Origin of the sequence: Microbispora sp. H10830 (genome assembly GCF_014161375.1) — a bacterium.
GTDB lineage: Bacteria > Actinomycetota > Actinomycetes > Streptosporangiales > Streptosporangiaceae > Microbispora > Microbispora catharanthi.
In genome coordinates, this window is record NZ_JABBWX010000005.1 from 352,612 (window position 1) to 368,903 (window position 16,292).

The window sequence follows — 16,292 nt, forward strand, 5'->3', positions numbered from 1 at the left end:
AAAGGTGAGCTCGACGACACCTCAGCCCAGCCACATCCAGCCCAGCCACACCCAGCCCGTCCCGAACACCTTCACCGAGGAGGAACCGCGGGATCGGCGCTGGTACAAGCGGGCTGTCTTCTACGAGGTGCTTATCCGGGGCTTCGCCGACTCGAACGGCGACGGCACCGGCGACATCCGCGGCCTCATCGAGAAGCTGGACTACCTCCAGTGGCTCGGCATCGACTGCCTCTGGCTGCTCCCGCTGTACGAGTCCCCCCTCAAGGACGGCGGGTATGACATCTCGGACTACATGAAGATCCTTCCGGACTTCGGTGATCTGGGGGACTTCATCAGGCTCGTGGACGAGGCGCACAAGCGGGGCATCCGGGTCATCGCCGACCTGGTCATGAACCACACCAGCGACCAGCACCCGTGGTTCCAGGCGTCCCGCCACGACCCCGAGGGCCCGTACGGCGACTTCTACGTCTGGAGCGACACGGACGAGAGGTACAAGGACGCCCGGATCATCTTCATCGACACCGAGGCGTCCAACTGGACCTTCGACCCCGTCCGGGGGCAGTACTACTGGCACCGGTTCTTCCACCACCAGCCGGACCTCAACTTCGAGAACCCGGCGGTGCAGGACGCGATGATGGAGGTCATCCGCTTCTGGCTCGACCTCGGCATCGACGGGTTCCGGCTCGACGCGATCCCCTACCTGTTCGAGCAGGAGGACACCAACTGCGAGAACCTGCCGGCGACCCACGCGTACCTGAAGCGGGTGCGGGCCGAGGTGGACCGCCTCTACCCCGACCGGGTGCTGCTGGCCGAGGCCAACCAGTGGCCGGCCGACGTGGTGGAGTACTTCGGCGACCCGGTCACCGGCGGCGACGAGTGCCACATGGCCTTCCACTTCCCGCTGATGCCGCGCATCTTCATGGCCGTGCGGCGGGAGTCGCGTTACCCGATCTCGGAGATCCTGGCCCAGACACCCAAGATCCCCGAGAACTGCCAGTGGGGCATCTTCCTGCGCAACCATGACGAGCTCACGCTCGAGATGGTGACCGACGAAGAGCGCGACTACATGTACTCCGAGTACGCCAAGGACCCCCGCATGCGGGCCAACGTCGGCATCCGCCGCCGGCTGGCGACGCTGCTCGACAACGACCGCAACCAGATCGAGCTGTTCACCGCGCTGCTGCTCAGCCTGCCCGGCTCACCCGTGATGTACTACGGCGACGAGATCGGCATGGGCGACAACATCTGGCTCGGCGACCGGGACGGCGTCCGCACGCCGATGCAGTGGACGCCCGACCGCAACGCGGGCTTCTCGAGCTGTGACCCGGGCCGGCTCTACCTACCGGTGATCATGGACCCGATCTACGGGTACCAGGCGATCAACGTCGAGGCGCAGCAGAAGAGCGCCAGCTCGCTGCTGCACTTCACCAAGCGGATGATCGAGATCCGCAAGCGTCACCCCGTGTTCGGCCTCGGTGAGTTCACCGAGCTGAACTCGTCCAACCCGAGCGTGCTCGCGTTCGTGCGCGAGCTGGGCGACGACCGGGTCCTGTGCGTCAACAACCTGTCGCGCTTCCCCCAGCCGGTCGAGCTCGACCTGCGCAGGTTCGAGGGATCCACGCCGGTCGAGTGCATGGGCGGAGTTCCTTTTCCGCCGATCGGCGAGCTTCCGTATCTTTTGACGCTCCCTGGGCATGGGTTCTACTGGTTCACACTGCCCGTCACGCATAGGACGGCCGGCACGAAGGAGGAGTGACGACTTCACTTCAGGGACTCCTGGCCGGCTGGATCACCGGACAACGGTGGTTCGCCGGCAAGGGGCGCGCCATCGACGACCTGTCCATCGACTCCGAGATCGAGATCACCGCCGGTGACCCGGCGCTGCTCCATCTGATCGTGTGCGTGCGTCAGGGGGAGCGCCACACGCGTTACCAGATCCCGGTCGGGCTGCGTGAGCACCTGCCCGACCGGCTCGGTCACGTCCGGATCGGCGCCTGCCGCCGGGGCGGCCGCGAGGTCGAGATATACGACGCGCTGCACGACTCCGCCCTGACGGGGCACCTGCTGGAGGGGATGGCCGCCGACCGACGGTTCGACGGCGTCGGCTTCCACCTCGCGCACGGGGCGGAGATCGACACCTCGCAACGCAGCCTCGTGCTGACCGCCGAGCAGTCGAACACCTCGCTGGTGTACGGCGACAAGTACATATTCAAGCTGTTCCGCCAACTCAACCCGGGGGTCAACCCCGAGCTGGAGATCATCACGGCGCTCGCGGACGCGGGCTCGGCCCATGTGGCCAGGCCGTACGGCTGGATCGAGACCGAGCTCCAGGGCGAGCCGACGACCTTGGCGATCATGCAGGAGTATCTGCAGAACGCCAACGAGGGCTGGTCGATGGCGCTGACCAGCGTGCGCGACCTCTACGCGTGCCCCGAGGGCATGCCGGCGGAGGACGCCGGAGGCGACTTCGCCGCCGAGGCGCGGCGGCTCGGGCTGGCCACCGCGCAGGTGCACCGCGAGCTCGCGCGGGCCTTCCCCACGGGGACGATCGAGCCGCCCGAGATCAAGCGGATGACCGAGCGGTTCCGCCGCCGCCTGGACAAGGCGGTCGCCGAGGTGCCGCCCCTCGGCGAGCACGCCGCCGTGGCCGCCGACGCGTTCGACCGGCTGTCCGATCTCGGCCACGAGATCCCGGTGCAGCGGGTGCACGGCGACTACCACCTCGGTCAGGTCATGCGGACCATGACCGACTGGGTGGTGCTCGACTTCGAGGGCGAGCCGGGCCAGCCGCTGGCCGAGCGGCGGGCGCTCGATTCGCCGCTGCGCGACGTGGCGGGCATGCTGCGCTCGTTCGACTACGCCGCACGGCACCTGCTGGCCGACCGCCCCGACGCCGGGAACCTGGAGAACCGGGCCAGGGAGTGGTCGGAGCGCAACCGGGCCGCGTTCCTGGCCGGCTACTCGGAGGGCGGCGGGCGCATCCGCGGCGACGACGCCGTGCTGCTGCGCGCGCTCGAACTGAGCAAGGCGGTGTACGAGGTCGTCTACGAGGCGCGCAACCGCCCCTCGTGGCTGCCCATCCCGCTCGCGGCCTTTCGCTGACAAGATCAGGGTGTTCGGAGGGATATATCTAGGGCAGGTTGGGCGACATGGACTTGGACCGGCTGGCCGGGGGCGCGCATCACGACCCCCACTCCATATTGGGGGCCCATCCCGGGCCCGACGGCGTCGCGATCAGGGCCCTGCGCCCCTTCGCGGAGAAGGTCGAGGTGCTGGTCGACGGGTCGGCGCACGAGATGAGCCATCTCGCGTTCGGGGTGTTCGAGGTGACGCTGCCCGGCGTCGACAAGGTCCCCGACTACCGCCTGCGCATCACCTATCCCGACGCCCCGCCGTACGAGACGGACGATCCGTACCGGCACTGGCCGACGCTGGGCGAGCTGGACCTCCACCTGATCGGTGAGGGCCGGCACGAACGGCTGTGGGAGGTGCTCGGAGCGCGGGTGGTACGTCACGAGGACGTGGACGGGACGGCCTTCTCGGTGTGGGCCCCGAACGCCCAGGGCGTGCGGGTGATCGGCGACTTCAACCACTGGAACGGCGCCGCCCACCCCATGCGCTCGCTCGGCCGGTCGGGCGTGTGGGAGCTGTTCCTCCCGGAGATCGGCGAGGGCACGCGGTACAAGTTCCAGATCCTCGGCCTCGACGGGATCTGGCGGGAGAAGGCCGACCCGATGGCCCGCCGCACCGAGGTGCCCCCGGCGACCGCCAGCATCGTCGAGAGGTCGACGTACGAGTGGCGCGACGAGGAGTGGATGGCCGCCCGGCCGTCGCGCGACGCCCTCGCCGAGCCGATGAGCACCTACGAGGTGCACCTGGGCTCCTGGCGGCCCGGCCTGTCCTACCGCAAGCTCGCCCGCGAGCTGGTCGAGTACGTCAAGGACATGGGATTCACGCACGTGGAGTTCCTGCCGGTCGCCGAGCACCCCTTCGGCGGCTCGTGGGGCTACCAGGTGACCTCCTACTACGCCCCGACCTCGCGGTTCGGCTCCCCCGACGACTTCCGGCACCTCGTGGACGAACTGCACCGGGCCGGCATCGGCGTCATCGTCGACTGGGTGCCCGCACACTTCCCGATGGACGAGTGGGCGCTGGCCCGCTTCGACGGCACTCCGCTCTACGAGCACGCCGACCCCGCCCGCGGCACCCACCCCGACTGGGGCACGTACGTCTTCGACTTCGGCCGCAACGAGGTACGCAACTTCCTCGTGGCCAACGCGCTCTACTGGCTCAAGGAGTTCCACGTCGACGGCCTGCGGGTGGACGCCGTGGCCTCGATGCTCTACCTCGACTACTCGCGCCGCGAGGGCGAGTGGACGCCCAACGTGTACGGCGGCAGGGAGAATCTCGACGCGATCGAGTTCCTCAAGGAGATGAACTCCGTCGTCTACCGCGAGGAGCCGGGGATCATGACGATCGCGGAGGAGTCGACCGCCTGGCCCGGCGTGTCGCGGCCCGTCCACCTCGGCGGGCTCGGCTTCGGCTTCAAGTGGAACATGGGCTGGATGCACGACTCGCTCAGCTACATGTCCCGCGAGCCGATCTACCGGCAGTATCACCACCACCAGATGACGTTCTCCCTGATGTACGCCTTCTCGGAGAACTTCGTGCTACCGCTGTCGCACGACGAGGTCGTCCACCTCAAGGGCTCGCTGCTGGGCAAGATGCCGGGCGACGAGTGGCAGCGCTTCGCCAACCTGCGCGCGCTGTACGGCTTCATGTGGGCCCACCCCGGCAAGCAGCTGCTGTTCATGGGCGGCGAGTTCGGCCAGGGGGCCGAGTGGTCGGAGGCGAACGGCCTCGACTGGTGGGTGCTGGACTTCGACTACCACCAGGGCGTACGCCGCCTGGTGAAGGACCTGAACCGCGTCTACCGGGAGTCGCCCGCGCTGTACTCGCGCGACAACACCCACGAGGGCTTCCGCTGGATCGACGCCGACGACGCCTCGGGCAACGTGCTGTCGTTCCTGCGGTACGGCGCGGACGGCTCGGTGCTGGCCTGCGTGGCCAACTTCTCCGGCGCCCCGCACCAGGACTACCACCTCGGCCTGCCCACCCCCGGGCGATGGGAGGAGATCCTCAACACCGACGCGTACGAGTACGCCGGGAGCGGCGTCGGCAACATGGGCGCGGTCGAGTCGGTCGAGGAGCCGCGGCACGGGCTGCCCTGCTCGACCCGGTTGCGCGTGCCGCCGCTGGGCGTCGTCTGGCTGCGGCCGGTGGAGAGCCCCACGGCCGTGAGCCCGGAGATGGAGGAGCGCGCCGAGACCGCCGCCGAGGACGCGGAGGCCGAGCCCGAGGGCCTGGTCGCCGAATCCTGAGCCCGCCTGCCGGCCGTGCCCGTCGCGCGTGGCTCCCCCGGTTTCCGGTCGCGGAGCGCGGGCGGCGGGCCGGGGAGAGCCTCGCCGGGCGGCTCACACCGTGATGACGACCTTTCCCGCGGCGTGCCCCCGCTCCACATACTCGATGGCCGCCGGGATCTCGTCGAAGGGATAGCTGCGGTCGATCACCGGGGTGACCTCGCCGTCCTCGATGAGGTCGGTCAGCCGCATCAGGTCGCCCCGGACCTTCTCGCCGTAGGACACCTGGGTCACGACCACGCGCTGGGACACGAACGGCGACACCGCGAGCGTCGCGAGGATGTGGCCGACGGGCTGCAGCCATCGTCCGGCCGGCCCGCCGACGACGAGGTGCGTCCCCCGGGGCTTCAGCGCCCGCGCGCAGGCCCGCAGCGCGCGGGTGCCCGCGATGTCGAGCAGCAGGTCGTGGCGCCGCCCGCGCCGGGTGAAGTCCTCCTTCGTGTAGTCGACGACCTCGTCCGCGCCGATCGACCGCACCAGGTCCGCGTTCCGGCCGCTGCACACGCCGGTGACCTCGGCGCCGAACGCCTTGGCGAGCTGCACGGCGAAGGTCCCCACGCCGCCCGAGGCCCCGTTCACGAGAACTTCGTGCCCCGCCTGGACCCGCCCCTGATCGAGCGCTATCAGTGCGGTGACGGCCGCCATCGGCACCGCGGCCGCCTGCTCGAACGACAGGTTCTCCGGCTTCCGGGCCAGCGCGCTCTCCCGTACGCACACGTACTCGGCGAAGCCACCCTGCGTGAGCAGGGCGAACACCTCGTCGCCCACGCGGAACGCGGTGACGCCGGCGCCGACGGCCTCGACCTGTCCCGCCACGTCGGCGCCCAGGATGCCGATTCGCGGTCTGCGCGGGCCGAGCGTGCCGCCCATCAGACGCGCGGCGTACGGCTCGCCTCTCATGTGGTGCCAGTCGTACGGCTGGACGGAGGTGGCGCGCACCCGGACCAGCACCTCGCCGGGGCCGGGCACGGGCGTGCCGACGTCGGTGAGCTCCAGGACGTCGGGCGGACCGTACGAGCGTAGGACGTACGCCTTCATCGCATTCTCCTCGTCACCTCGGCGGTGGGGAGTGCCAGCGTAAGAAGCGCCGCGCGCAGGGCGTATCGGCCGAAAGTACGCCCGATCGGCAGCCGATCGGGCGGCACGGATCCGGCCGTTCCGCCGATGAACCACCGCCCCCTCGGAGGCCACGATCGGCGCATGACCGAATCGATGGAACGGCCCACGCTCGCGCGGAGCGACTCATCCGGCAGGAACCGCAGGGCGGGGTGGCTCGTGCCCGCCGCGCTGATCGCGCTCAGCGCCGTCCCGGTGATCGCCGGTTCCACCCGGCTGGGGCAACTGGCCGGCGGCGGGCCGATCACGCAGGACAGCGTCCGGTATTTCGCGACGCCGGCGCCCGTCGTCGCGCACATCATCTCCGTCACCCTCTTCAGCGTCCTGGGGGCCCTCCAGTTCGCCCACGGATTGCGCCGCCGCAGGCCCGCCTGGCACCGCGCCGCCGGGCGGCTCGTGTTTCCGTCCGGGATCGTCAGCGCGTTCACGGGTCTGTGGATGACGCTGTTCTATCCCCATCTGGCCAACGACAGCGCCCTCCTCGTGGGCCTGCGGCTGGTGTTCGGCACTCTCATGATCGTGTCGCTCGTCCTCGGCTTCGCGGCGATCCGGCGCCGGGACGTCGCCCGTCATCGCGCCTGGATGACGCGGGGCTACGCGATCGGCATGGGCGCGGGCACCCAGTTGCTGACCGTCGGGCCCTGGATGGCGTTGGCCGGTGAGCCCGGCCCGCTCCCCCGGGCGCTGCTGATGGGCGCCGGATGGGTGATCAACCTCGCCGTCGCGGAGTGGGCCGTCCGCAGGGGAGGCCCCGGACTCCCGGCTCTGTCCAGAGGGGCGAGGTAAGCGGCTCACGCCCTGCCGGTCTCCGCCCGATCGGGATGGCTCTCGCCCCGGAGCGAGCACATCAACGAGCGCAGTTCCGCGGTGTCGATGATGTGGGCCAGCCTCGGGAAGATGCCGGTCATCAGGGCCTGGTGGGCGTGCGGGTCCGGGTCGGCGACGCCGTCGGACAGGACATAGAGCCGGTAGTCGCGGTCGGCGGCGTCGGTGACGGTGGACAGTACGACGCCGCTGGTGGTGATCCCGGCGATGACCAGGGTGGTGATTCCGCGATCCCGCAGCCGCCGGTCCAGGTCTGTCGTGGACAGCGCGCCGTAGCGGGTCTTGCGGACGACGATGTCGCCGGGCTCGGGAGCGAGCCGATGGTGGATGTCTGTCGCGGGATCCTCGTGGTGCATGAGGCGCTGCCGGCCGAGGAAGGAGAAAGTCCTGTTGGCCGGCGGGATCGCCGCCCAGTCGGCTTCGGTGAATCCGACTCGCACGTAGGCGATGGCGGCGCCGTGCGCGCGCATGTCGGCGATGGCGCCGGCCACCCGTGACAGCAGCGCTTCCGGGTCGGCCGGGCCGGGGAGCGAGGCCAGGATCGCCTGCTGGTAATCCATGACGAGCAGTGCGGCCGTCCGGGGGTCCAGCGCCGGGGTCGTGACGGTCATTTTCTCTCCTTGGGTGACGAAATCGCGAAACGGCCGTGGCGGCCCGTCAGGCGCGGCTCGGTGCGGGCTCCGTCTCGTCGAGGGGCTCGTCGAGGGGCTGGGCAGGCGGATCAGCGGGGGGATCGGCAGGGGGCGCCGCGGCACGCCGGGGAAGCAGCAGCGGGGTCGCCAGCAGGAGCACGCCGGCCAGGCCGATGGCCGTGCGCGGGCCGAGCAGGCCGCCCAGCACGCCCCAGACGGCCGTCAGGAGCGCGGTCGAGGCCTTGGTCGTCACCGTCCAGGCGGACAGTGTGCGGGCGATCCGGCCGGTCGCGGTGCGTTCGAGGCGGTAGGTCGCGCAGACGGGGTTGAAGACCCCGCAGCAGAAGATGAGCCCGAGCTCGACGCCCATCACCAGCAGCAGCCCTCCGGCGCCCGGCCTCACGAAGGCCAGGCCGACGAGCCAGAGGGCGCGCAGCGCCCCGGACACGACCAGGACCCGGTGCTGCCCGAACCGGGTGACGAACCGCCTGGCCAGCCGCGAACCCAGCAGCCCGCCGATCGAGGGCGCGGCGAAGGCGAGGCCGTACTGCCACGGCTCGAACCCGAGCCGGCCGAGCATCAGGACGGCCAGCAGCGCGTCGGCGGCCATCACCAGGCCGTTGAACACCGCGGTGTTGAAGAACAGCGGACGCAGCGTCGCGTCGGCGAGGATGTACCGCCAGCCGTCGAGCAGGTCCCCGGCCCGCAGGCGCGTGGCCTCCCGGCGCTCGGGCCGCGGCTCCCGGCCGCCCGTCGCGCGGATGCCCAGGGCCGAGAGCAGGTAGCTGACCGCGTCGGCCACCACCGTCGCCACCGGACCGAGGAGCCCGATCGCGGCACCGCCGAGCGGCGGCCCGATGATCGTGGTCGTCCAGGCCGTGGACTCGAATCGGGCGTTGGCGACGAGCAGGTCCCCGGCCGGCACCAGCGTCTTCAGGTACGCGCCGGAGGCCGCGCGGAAGGTGATGTCGGCCGCCGCGACGACGACCGAGACCAGCAGGAGCTGGACGAAGGAGAGCACGCCGAGCGCGAACGCGGCGGGGATCGTCAGCAGCGCCGCGAACCGCACCAGGTCCGTCCCGACCAGCACCGGCCGCTTGCGGCGGAACTCCACCCACGGGCCCAGCGGCACCGCCACGGCCGCGCCCACCGCGGCTCCCGCGGAGGCCAACGCCGCGACCTGTGCCGGCCCGGCGTGCAGCACCTGGACCGCGATCAGCGGGAACGCGCCGAAGGCGAGCCACGTGCCGAGCGCGCTGGTTCCGTACGCTGCCCAGAGCCACCCGAACCGCCGCCCCAGCCGGTGCCCGTTCCTCATGTCCGACGCCCCTCGTCACTCACCCGCACAACCGATCCGCGATCGGAAGCATCAAAGCGAGCACCGTGCCCGGAGATCAAACAACCGCGAGGCCGCCCCGGCACAACCGGCGGTTGTATCCATAGGGTGTCCCGCATGGACCTCGACACCGTCCGGACCTTCGTCGCCGTCGCCGACGCGGGGCAGTTCCAGGAGGCCGCCGCCGAGCTGGCGGTCACCCAGCAGGCCGTCTCCAAGCGCATCGCCGCGCTGGAGCGCGACCTCGGCGTGCGGCTGTTCACCCGCACGCCGCGCGGCGCCGAGCTCACCATCGACGGGCAGGCGTTCCTGCCCCACGCCAGGGAGCTGCTGCGCGCCGCCGACCGGGCCGTCGCGTCCGTGCGCACCGGCCGCCGTCCGCTGCGCGTCGACATGCTCACCTCGCGCAGCGCGGCCTCCGGCCTGATGCGCGGCTTCCACCGCGCGCACCCCGAGATCGATCTCGACGTGGTGATGCTGTTCGATATCGAGAAGGCCGTCGCCGCCATCCGGTCCGGTGCGATCGACGCGTCCTTCCGCGCCGTCGCCATGCCCGGCCGGCCCCTTCCCGAGGAGATCGAGTCCGTCCGGGTGCTCGACGAGCCGCTCCAGCTCCTCATCGGCCCCGCCCACGCGCTGGCCGGCGCCCGGTCGGTGACCGTCGCCCAGCTCACCGGACACCGGATCTGGATGCCCGGCCTCGTCCCCGGAACCGAGTGGACCGCCTACTACGACGACCTCGTCGCCGAGTTCGGCCTCACCATCGAGGCGACCGGCCCCAACTTCGGCTCCGACGCGCTCCTCGACACCATCGCCGACACCCCGGCCCTGGCCACCTTCATGGGCGGGCAGACCCGCCTCGTCTGGCCCGCCGGCCACGGCCTGCGCCGCATCCCGGTGACCGACCCCGTGCCCGTCTACCCGCACTCGCTCCTGTGGCACCGCGACAACCCCCACCCCGCGCTGGCCACCCTCCGTGCCCACCTCGCCGCCACGGCGGCCGGCCGCGACGCCGCCGGGACCTGGGCGCCGGGCTGGGCGATCTCGCGCTGAACGCCGCCGCCGCGCGCCGGAGCCGGGACCCCGTTCAGCTCCTGACGCGGCCGGTCTCGTAGGCCCAGATGGCGATCTCCACGCGGTTGCGGGCGCCGAGCTTGGCCATCAGGCTGGCGACGTGGGTCTTGACCGTGCTGAGCGAGATGTGCAGCTCGGCGGAGATCTCCACGTTGGTCCGGCCGCGCGCCACGGCGGCGAGGATCTGCTCCTCCCGGTAGGTGAGCGCCTCGATGGGCTGCGCGGGTGACGAGGCGGGGCCGGTGCGGGCGAAGGCCCCGAGCAGCCGCGCGGTGACACTCGGGGCGATGAGCGCCTCGCCTCCGGCGGCGGCGTGCACGGCCTGCGCGAGCATGTCGGCGCCGGCGTTCTTCAACAGGAAACCCCGGGCCCCCGCTCTCAGCGCGGCGTAGACGTACTCGTCCAGGTCGAACGTGGTGATGACGACGACGGCGAGGGGGTCGGCGACGTCCGGTCCGGCGAGGGACCGGGTCGCCTCGATGCCGTCGGTCCCCGGCATGCGGATGTCGAACAGGCACACGTCGGGGCGAAGGCGCCGCGCGAGCTCGACGGCCCGCCGCCCGTCGGCGGCCGTGGCGACGACCTCGATGTCCGGCTGGGCGTCGAGGATCATCGAGAGCCCGGTGCGGACGATCTCCTGGTCGTCGGCGATCAGCACCCGGACGCCGTGCCCACCGACTCGCTCGCTCCGCTCGCTCATGTCGCGGCCCCGGCCCGGGGAAGCACCGCGGTCACCGTCCACCCCCGATCGCGGTCCGGGCCGGCCACGCACGTGCCGCCGAGCAGGTTCGCGCGCTCACTCATGCCGATGATCCCGTATCCCGGAGGCGCGGCCGGACGGGTGGAGCCCCCGTCGCCGTCGTCGCGCACGCACAGGCGCACCGCCGTGTCGTCGGCGGCGACGCGCACCTCGACCCTGGTGGCGCGACGCGCGTGCCGTACGGCGTTGGTCACCGCCTCCTGGGCGATGCGGTAGACCGCGGACTCGACCGACGGCGACAGGCCGTCCAGGTCACCCGATATCTCCACCTCGACCGCCGGGTGATGGGAGCCGCCCCGGCTCGCGAGCCGTTCGAGCTCGGCGATGCGCAGGCCGGGGGTCAGCTCCGCCGGCCGGTCCCTGCGCAGGACGCGGACGATGGCGCGCATCTCGTCGAGGGCCTGTGCCGCCTCGGCCTCGATCACGCGGAGGGCCTCGGCCGCGGCGTCCGGACGCGACGCCGCCGTGGCGAGCCCCGCCTGTGCGCGGATGGCCATCGCGGAGACGTGGTGCGCGACCGTGTCGTGCAGGTCGCGGGCGAGCTGCTCGCGCATCAGCAGCTTGACCTGGTCCAGCTCGCGCATCCTCGCCCCGGCGCGATAGCGGAACACGCCGCCCAGGCTGGTGGTCGCGAGCATGACGGCGAACGGCCCGATCACGTCGGGCAGAGCGGCGTGGTCGACGAGCGCGGACAGACCGGATGCGGTGAGCATGATCCCCAGGCCGGCCACGATCTCCCTGCCCGATCCCCACCGGAACACCGCGTACGGCAGGATCAGCATGTATCCCAGCGTGTACGCGTCGAGCGTCGCGCCGGTCACGAGGATCGGGATCACACCCGTGACGACGAAGCAGATCGTGAGCATCGCCAGCGGCCGGGTGCGCCGCCACAGCAGGGTGGGCACCAGTCCCGCGGTGACGGCCACCGCGAAGGGCCGCCACGGAAGGTCCGGCCGCAGCACCCCTTCGAGCACCGCGAGCGGCACGAGCACCCCGACGAGCGCCCAGTCCCGCCACACGCGTACGGGTGGATCGGGGGGACGGGGCTCAAACCACACGGAGCGGACGAAGCCGTGCACCGCATCATGGTACGAGAGCGGACATGGGAAGCAGAACCTAGGGAGTGTCTGACAAATGCTGCCCGTCGCGAGCGTGGATCCAGGTGGATGCATCGCAAGGCGGAGGAGGAGCCGATAACAGCGTTATCGGCGACGACGACAACGCAGCGAGGCGCCGCCTGGGCCACGCGCAGCAGGGCCATGATTTGTCAGACACGACCTAGCCCGGCTTCCGTTTCGTGGCCGGGTGTGGAAGCCGGGTTCGGCGCGGGTGTTACTTCGATTCCAGTCGTCCCAGCGGGTGGGAGTCACCGGCGAGGACGGCCTGCGCCGTTTCCCAGTCGGCGTGGTCGGTGCCCGTGACATGGCGCAGGTAGGCGAGGGTGACCTGCTGGACGAGGGCGACGCGGCCGGGATCTTCGTCGGTCGTTTCCGCCGCCTCGTAGCCGGAGATGCCGCCGAGGGAATGCTGGCCGCCGTAGACCGTCAGCAGGCTCTTGTCGCCGCGGCTGAGGGTGTAGGGGTCGGTCATCCAGGACGGTCCCCGGGTGGAGAGCGGGAGTTCGTCCTTGTCGCCGGCGACGACGAGTCCGGGTGCGGTGATATGGGAGAAGTCCTGGTCGCGCAGCCAGGGAGCAGCCTCGTGGGCGAAGGGGGTCAGTTCGTCGCCGCCCTTGCCGGCTGTGGCCAGCTGGATGCTGGCCATGACCCGGGGGTCGGACATGTCCTGCGCGGTTCCGGTCTTCGGGTCCGTGACACGCAGGCCCACGAGGATGCCCGCGGTCTGGCCGCCGAAGGAGTGTCCGGCCGCGACGATGCGACTGCGGTCCACCCGGCCGGCCAGGCCGGGCACGGATGCCTCCAGGGTGTCGAGTTCGTCGAGGATCCGCTTCATGTCCTGCACGCGGTAGCGCCACATGTCGGGCTTGCGGGGATCGTCCGCGGCGATGTCGAGGCGCCTGGAGTCGAGGTGAGTGGCCTGGATCACCACGAAGCCGCGGGAGGCCCAGTGGTCGACCAAGGGTGCGTAGCCGTCCAGGTTCGAGCCGAATCCGTGGGCGAACAGCACGATCGGCAGATTGGTGCCGCTGACCGGTGCGGAGACGCGTACGTGCAGGTCCTCGCCGCGCCGGGGTGCGGGCAGCACGACCGGCTTCACCGATACGGTCGGAGTGGACGCGGGGCCGGTGAGGCCGGTCGTCTTGTACGTGGGCATGCGTGTGCTTCTTCCAGGCGTGGTGCGTGTGGATGGGGTCAGGCTGTCCTGGTGGAGGACGCGTCTCACGCGCCCCTCCCGCTCGAGCCCTCGTGCGTCGGGAGACCGACCAGGAGAAAGTCCTTCGGTGAGGCGCACGCCGGTTACGCTAAAACCTGACGTTGACGTGAGAGGCAAGTCGCGCGACGGATGTCACACAGGAGACGAGATGCGCGTCGGAGAACTCGCCGCCCGGACCGGCGTCAGTGTCCGGGCCCTGCGCTACTACGAGGAGCAGAATCTGCTCAGCGCCGAGCGCAGCCCCAGCGGCCAGCGTCACTACCCCGAGAGCGCGGTCGACCGGGTCCGGCTGATCCAGGAGTTGTACGCCGCCGGGCTGTCCAGCAAGACAATCGTCGAGCTCCTGCCGTGCGTCATCGACGGCCGCGCCACTCCCACTCTGCTCAAGCGGTTGGCGGCGGAGCGCGAGCATGTCGACCGGCGCATCACCGATCTCCTGCGCACCCGGGACCGGCTCGACTCGGTCATCACCGCCGCCACCGGCAACATGGTCACCGGCACTTCCTGCCGGCAGGAAACCACTCCCTAGTGCCGCATCAGAGAACGTTTGCCCCGCCGTGCTCCACAACTTCAACGCCGATGGCTTCGAGGCGCTCTACCCGAAGTACATGGGCGGGCGGCCCAGGACGTTCACGCTGCCCGAGCGGCGCCAGATCAAGAAGATCGCCAAGTCCAAGCCGGCCGAGCACGGCCTGCGTTCTCGACCTGGAGCCTGGCCAAGCCGGCCGACTTCCTGCGCCGAGGAGGTGGTCGACGACATCAGCCATGAGGGCCTGTGGGTCCTGCTCCGAGGGGAGGGCGTGTCGTTTCAACGCATAAAGACCTGGACGACCTCCCGCGACCCGGACTACGCCACGAAGAAGGCCCGCGTCGAGCACCTCTACGCGATCGCCGACGGCGAGGTCATGCCAGAGGAGGGTGAGCCTGAAGTCGCCTTCTGTCTGGACGAGTTCGGCCCGCTTAACCTCCAGCCCCACCCTGGGCGGCAGTGGGCCGAGCGCGGTGGGCGGCACAGGCCGCTGTCTGCGCGGTCTCTACCCGCCCGAGATCCGCATCGCGTTCGTGCTCGACAACTTCTCCCCGCACCTGACCACGAAGAAGGACAGCCGCGTCGGCGACTGGGCCGCGGCGAACAACGTCGAACTCGCCTACACGCCGACCAACAGCTCCTGGCTCAACCGCATCGAGGCCCAGTTCACCGCCCTGCGCTACTTCACCCTGGACAGCACCGACCACGCCACCCACAAAAAGCAGGGCAGCATGATCCGCCATTACATCATCCGACGGAACCAGCACGCCGCCGACGAACGCCTCCGCGAGGTCGTGGCCAAGGCCAACGTCGCCTGAATCGGGCTGATCCTAACGACTGTGTCACCGGCCGCATCGATCCCCACTTCGTTCGCCGCTCATCAGGGCAGGCGGGCGTGTTCGGCTCGGGTGGCAGCGATCCGCTCACGCGCGAGCGTACGGGCCCGTTTGGTGTCGCCGCCGGTGAGCCGGGCGAGGATCGTTGCGAGCGGCCTGATCTGGCCCCAGCCGCCCCAGTGACCCTCGGGGATCTCGGTGGGGAATACCCAGATCCGGCTGGCGTCACGCGGCCAGGCGCCGTTCTCCGCGTCGAGGATTGCCTCGGTGACCTCGGCGATGACGCTCGCACGCTTCTGCTCGTCGAGCTGGCCCTCGGGGACGGACGGGACGACCTTGTAGCGAGGTGCGTCCGCGGGTTCTCCGCCGACGTAGATGCCGGCCGGTCGGTGCAGCCAGAGCCAGGAGACGGAACGGCTCACCGGGTCGGCGGGGTCGAATCCCTCGTTGCGGACGAGGATCTCGGTGATGCGGTTCAGCAGGGCCGCCTCGGCGTCCGGCTGGAGCGCGCCCTCGGGAATGTACACGTCGAGCATGGGCATGGTCGATCTCCTTTATGAGTTTAATTCTTCAACTCAGGCGGGAGTCTACGAGGGCTAAGTACAGCTTGTAAACCCAGATGGGTACACTCGTCCCATGGAGACGCGGCGAATCGACCCGGTGAACTGCTCGGTGGCGCGCGCCCTCTCGGTGGTGGGGGAGCGCTGGTCGCTGCTGATCGTTCGTGAAGCGCTGGACGGCGCGCGCCGGTTCGGAGAGTTCCACTCCCGCCTCGGGATCGCCAGGAATCTCCTGGCGACTCGGCTCGAGACCTTGGTGACCGCGGGAGTGATGCGCCGCGTGCCCTATCAGGAGCCTGGGGATCGGCAGCGCTTCGCCTACGAGCTCACCGAGCAGGGCCGGGCGTTGCGGCCCACGCTCGTGGCGCTCCTGGAATGGGGCGACACATACCTCGCCGACCCGCAGGGCCCGTCGGTCATCGTCCGGCACCGGCCCGTCGACGATGCGAGCTCCTGCGACGAGCCGGTCAAGGTCGTCCTCGAGTGCGCTGCGGGGCACAGCCACCTCGCCCCGGAAGACGTCTGCCGCACGCCCGGGCCGGGCGCGCGCTTCGTGGAAAGCTCCTGAGATCCTCAGGATCGTACTGAGCAGCTCATATCGCGAGAAGCATGATCCAAGCAGTGGGGCCGACGCCTGGGCCATGGGGCAAACGTCGGATGCTGCGGCACGCCAGTGCCCCTCCCGCCGATCTTCGCCCCAGGCGGATCTTGTCGGTTGTCGCGGCACTGGAGCAGGCCCGGTCGTCACCGAGGACGGCGCCGCGACCTTAGCGGAGGCTTAACCGACGCTTAGAGGGCCACAAGGGCGTTGACCCCTTCGCGGTCAGTGCTTACTCTCCTAACTAATAGGAAACTTTCCTGTCCTTTACC

16 protein-coding genes are annotated in these 16,292 nt (G+C 70.5%); 8 read left to right on the forward strand and 8 right to left on the reverse strand.

Annotated elements, in window-relative coordinates; genetic code table 11:
* Positions 1-4: 4 nt before the first annotated feature.
* From treS to glgB, 3 genes are read left to right on the forward strand one after another with little or no spacing between them, the layout of a single operon-like run.
* Entirely contained in the window at positions 5-1,756 is a 1,752-nt protein-coding gene (gene treS / locus HHX35_RS16385) for a maltose alpha-D-glucosyltransferase (protein ID WP_310739134.1), read from the forward strand.
* A complete protein-coding gene (locus HHX35_RS16390) occupies positions 1,753-3,102 on the forward strand; it encodes a maltokinase N-terminal cap-like domain-containing protein (protein WP_182899647.1) in 1,350 nt (449 codons plus the stop codon). The genes treS and HHX35_RS16390 overlap by 4 nt, the downstream gene beginning before the upstream one ends.
* Before the next feature lie 47 nt (positions 3,103-3,149).
* On the forward strand, positions 3,150-5,381 hold the full coding sequence (glgB, locus tag HHX35_RS16395) for a 1,4-alpha-glucan branching protein GlgB (RefSeq protein ID WP_182899648.1): 2,232 nt from the start codon (positions 3,150-3,152) through the stop codon (positions 5,379-5,381).
* Positions 5,382-5,474: 93 nt separating this feature from the next.
* On the opposite strand, the gene HHX35_RS16400 is transcribed toward glgB, so the two are convergent.
* A complete protein-coding gene (locus HHX35_RS16400; protein WP_182899649.1) occupies positions 5,475-6,458 on the reverse strand; it encodes an NAD(P)-dependent alcohol dehydrogenase in 984 nt (327 codons plus the stop codon).
* A gap of 162 nt (positions 6,459-6,620) precedes the next feature.
* Here HHX35_RS16400 and HHX35_RS16405 point away from each other — a divergent pair, with 162 nt between their 5' ends.
* Entirely contained in the window at positions 6,621-7,322 is a 702-nt protein-coding gene (locus tag HHX35_RS16405; RefSeq protein ID WP_259405096.1) for a DUF2306 domain-containing protein, read from the forward strand.
* Between the two features lie 5 nt (positions 7,323-7,327).
* Here HHX35_RS16405 and HHX35_RS16410 read toward each other — a convergent pair whose 3' ends face one another.
* Together HHX35_RS16410 and HHX35_RS16415 are read right to left on the reverse strand one after the other, a co-directional pair.
* Complete coding sequence (locus HHX35_RS16410; RefSeq protein ID WP_182899650.1) at positions 7,328-7,972, reverse strand: cysteine hydrolase family protein; 645 nt, start codon at positions 7,970-7,972, stop codon at positions 7,328-7,330.
* 46 nt (positions 7,973-8,018) lie between these two features.
* Positions 8,019-9,311, reverse strand: a complete 1,293-nt coding sequence (locus HHX35_RS16415; RefSeq protein WP_182899651.1) for an MFS transporter — start codon at positions 9,309-9,311, stop codon at positions 8,019-8,021.
* Between the two features lie 135 nt (positions 9,312-9,446).
* Here HHX35_RS16415 and HHX35_RS16420 point away from each other — a divergent pair, with 135 nt between their 5' ends.
* Entirely contained in the window at positions 9,447-10,382 is a 936-nt protein-coding gene (locus tag HHX35_RS16420) for a LysR family transcriptional regulator (RefSeq protein ID WP_182899652.1), read from the forward strand.
* Between the two features lie 34 nt (positions 10,383-10,416).
* Here the strand turns inward: HHX35_RS16420 and HHX35_RS16425 are convergent, their stop codons facing one another.
* The 3 genes from HHX35_RS16425 to HHX35_RS16435 form a co-directional block, all read right to left on the reverse strand.
* Positions 10,417-11,103 carry a response regulator transcription factor gene (locus tag HHX35_RS16425; protein WP_139578319.1) on the reverse strand — a complete coding sequence of 229 codons (687 nt, stop codon included), beginning with the start codon at positions 11,101-11,103 and terminating at the stop codon, positions 10,417-10,419.
* Positions 11,100-12,242, reverse strand: a complete 1,143-nt coding sequence (locus tag HHX35_RS16430) for a sensor histidine kinase (RefSeq protein WP_182899653.1) — start codon at positions 12,240-12,242, stop codon at positions 11,100-11,102. The genes HHX35_RS16425 and HHX35_RS16430 overlap by 4 nt, the downstream gene beginning before the upstream one ends.
* Positions 12,243-12,495: 253 nt before the next feature.
* Positions 12,496-13,437 (reverse strand): chlorophyllase/cutinase-like alpha/beta fold protein, encoded by a 942-nt coding sequence (locus HHX35_RS16435; RefSeq protein WP_182899654.1) that lies wholly within the window; start codon positions 13,435-13,437, stop codon positions 12,496-12,498.
* 208 nt (positions 13,438-13,645) lie between these two features.
* Here HHX35_RS16435 and HHX35_RS16440 point away from each other — a divergent pair, with 208 nt between their 5' ends.
* Positions 13,646-14,026, forward strand: coding sequence for a MerR family transcriptional regulator (locus HHX35_RS16440; protein ID WP_182899655.1), 381 nt, complete (start codon positions 13,646-13,648; stop codon positions 14,024-14,026).
* A 7-nt stretch (positions 14,027-14,033) separates the two neighbouring features.
* Here the strand turns inward: HHX35_RS16440 and HHX35_RS16445 are convergent, their stop codons facing one another.
* The gene (locus HHX35_RS16445) at positions 14,034-14,474 is read right to left on the reverse strand and encodes a hypothetical protein (RefSeq protein ID WP_182899760.1); all 441 of its coding nucleotides are present in this window, start codon (positions 14,472-14,474) and stop codon (positions 14,034-14,036) included.
* Between the two features lie 25 nt (positions 14,475-14,499).
* Here HHX35_RS16445 and HHX35_RS43450 point away from each other — a divergent pair, with 25 nt between their 5' ends.
* Positions 14,500-14,844 (forward strand): transposase, encoded by a 345-nt coding sequence (locus HHX35_RS43450; protein WP_310739135.1) that lies wholly within the window; start codon positions 14,500-14,502, stop codon positions 14,842-14,844.
* 62 nt (positions 14,845-14,906) lie between these two features.
* On the opposite strand, the gene HHX35_RS16455 is transcribed toward HHX35_RS43450, so the two are convergent.
* A complete protein-coding gene (locus HHX35_RS16455) occupies positions 14,907-15,404 on the reverse strand; it encodes a tautomerase family protein (RefSeq protein ID WP_182899656.1) in 498 nt (165 codons plus the stop codon).
* A 94-nt stretch (positions 15,405-15,498) separates the two neighbouring features.
* Here HHX35_RS16455 and HHX35_RS16460 point away from each other — a divergent pair, with 94 nt between their 5' ends.
* Positions 15,499-15,990 carry a helix-turn-helix domain-containing protein gene (locus tag HHX35_RS16460; RefSeq protein WP_139578314.1) on the forward strand — a complete coding sequence of 164 codons (492 nt, stop codon included), beginning with the start codon at positions 15,499-15,501 and terminating at the stop codon, positions 15,988-15,990.
* Positions 15,991-16,292: the final 302 nt, after the last annotated feature.

Coding starts and splice junctions, on each gene's coding strand:
- glgB (WP_182899648.1), top strand. CDS start 3,150: ATGGACTTGGACCGGCTGGCCGGGGGCGCGCATCACGACCCCCACTCC.
- HHX35_RS16400 (WP_182899649.1), bottom strand. CDS start 6,458: ATGAAGGCGTACGTCCTACGCTCGTACGGTCCGCCCGACGTCCTGGAG.
- HHX35_RS16405 (WP_259405096.1), top strand. CDS start 6,621: ATGACCGAATCGATGGAACGGCCCACGCTCGCGCGGAGCGACTCATCC.
- HHX35_RS16410 (WP_182899650.1), bottom strand. CDS start 7,972: ATGACCGTCACGACCCCGGCGCTGGACCCCCGGACGGCCGCACTGCTC.
- HHX35_RS16415 (WP_182899651.1), bottom strand. CDS start 9,311: ATGAGGAACGGGCACCGGCTGGGGCGGCGGTTCGGGTGGCTCTGGGCA.
- HHX35_RS16420 (WP_182899652.1), top strand. CDS start 9,447: ATGGACCTCGACACCGTCCGGACCTTCGTCGCCGTCGCCGACGCGGGG.
- HHX35_RS16425 (WP_139578319.1), bottom strand. CDS start 11,103: ATGAGCGAGCGGAGCGAGCGAGTCGGTGGGCACGGCGTCCGGGTGCTG.
- HHX35_RS16435 (WP_182899654.1), bottom strand. CDS start 13,437: ATGCCCACGTACAAGACGACCGGCCTCACCGGCCCCGCGTCCACTCCG.
- HHX35_RS16440 (WP_182899655.1), top strand. CDS start 13,646: ATGCGCGTCGGAGAACTCGCCGCCCGGACCGGCGTCAGTGTCCGGGCC.
- HHX35_RS16455 (WP_182899656.1), bottom strand. CDS start 15,404: ATGCCCATGCTCGACGTGTACATTCCCGAGGGCGCGCTCCAGCCGGAC.
- HHX35_RS16460 (WP_139578314.1), top strand. CDS start 15,499: ATGGAGACGCGGCGAATCGACCCGGTGAACTGCTCGGTGGCGCGCGCC.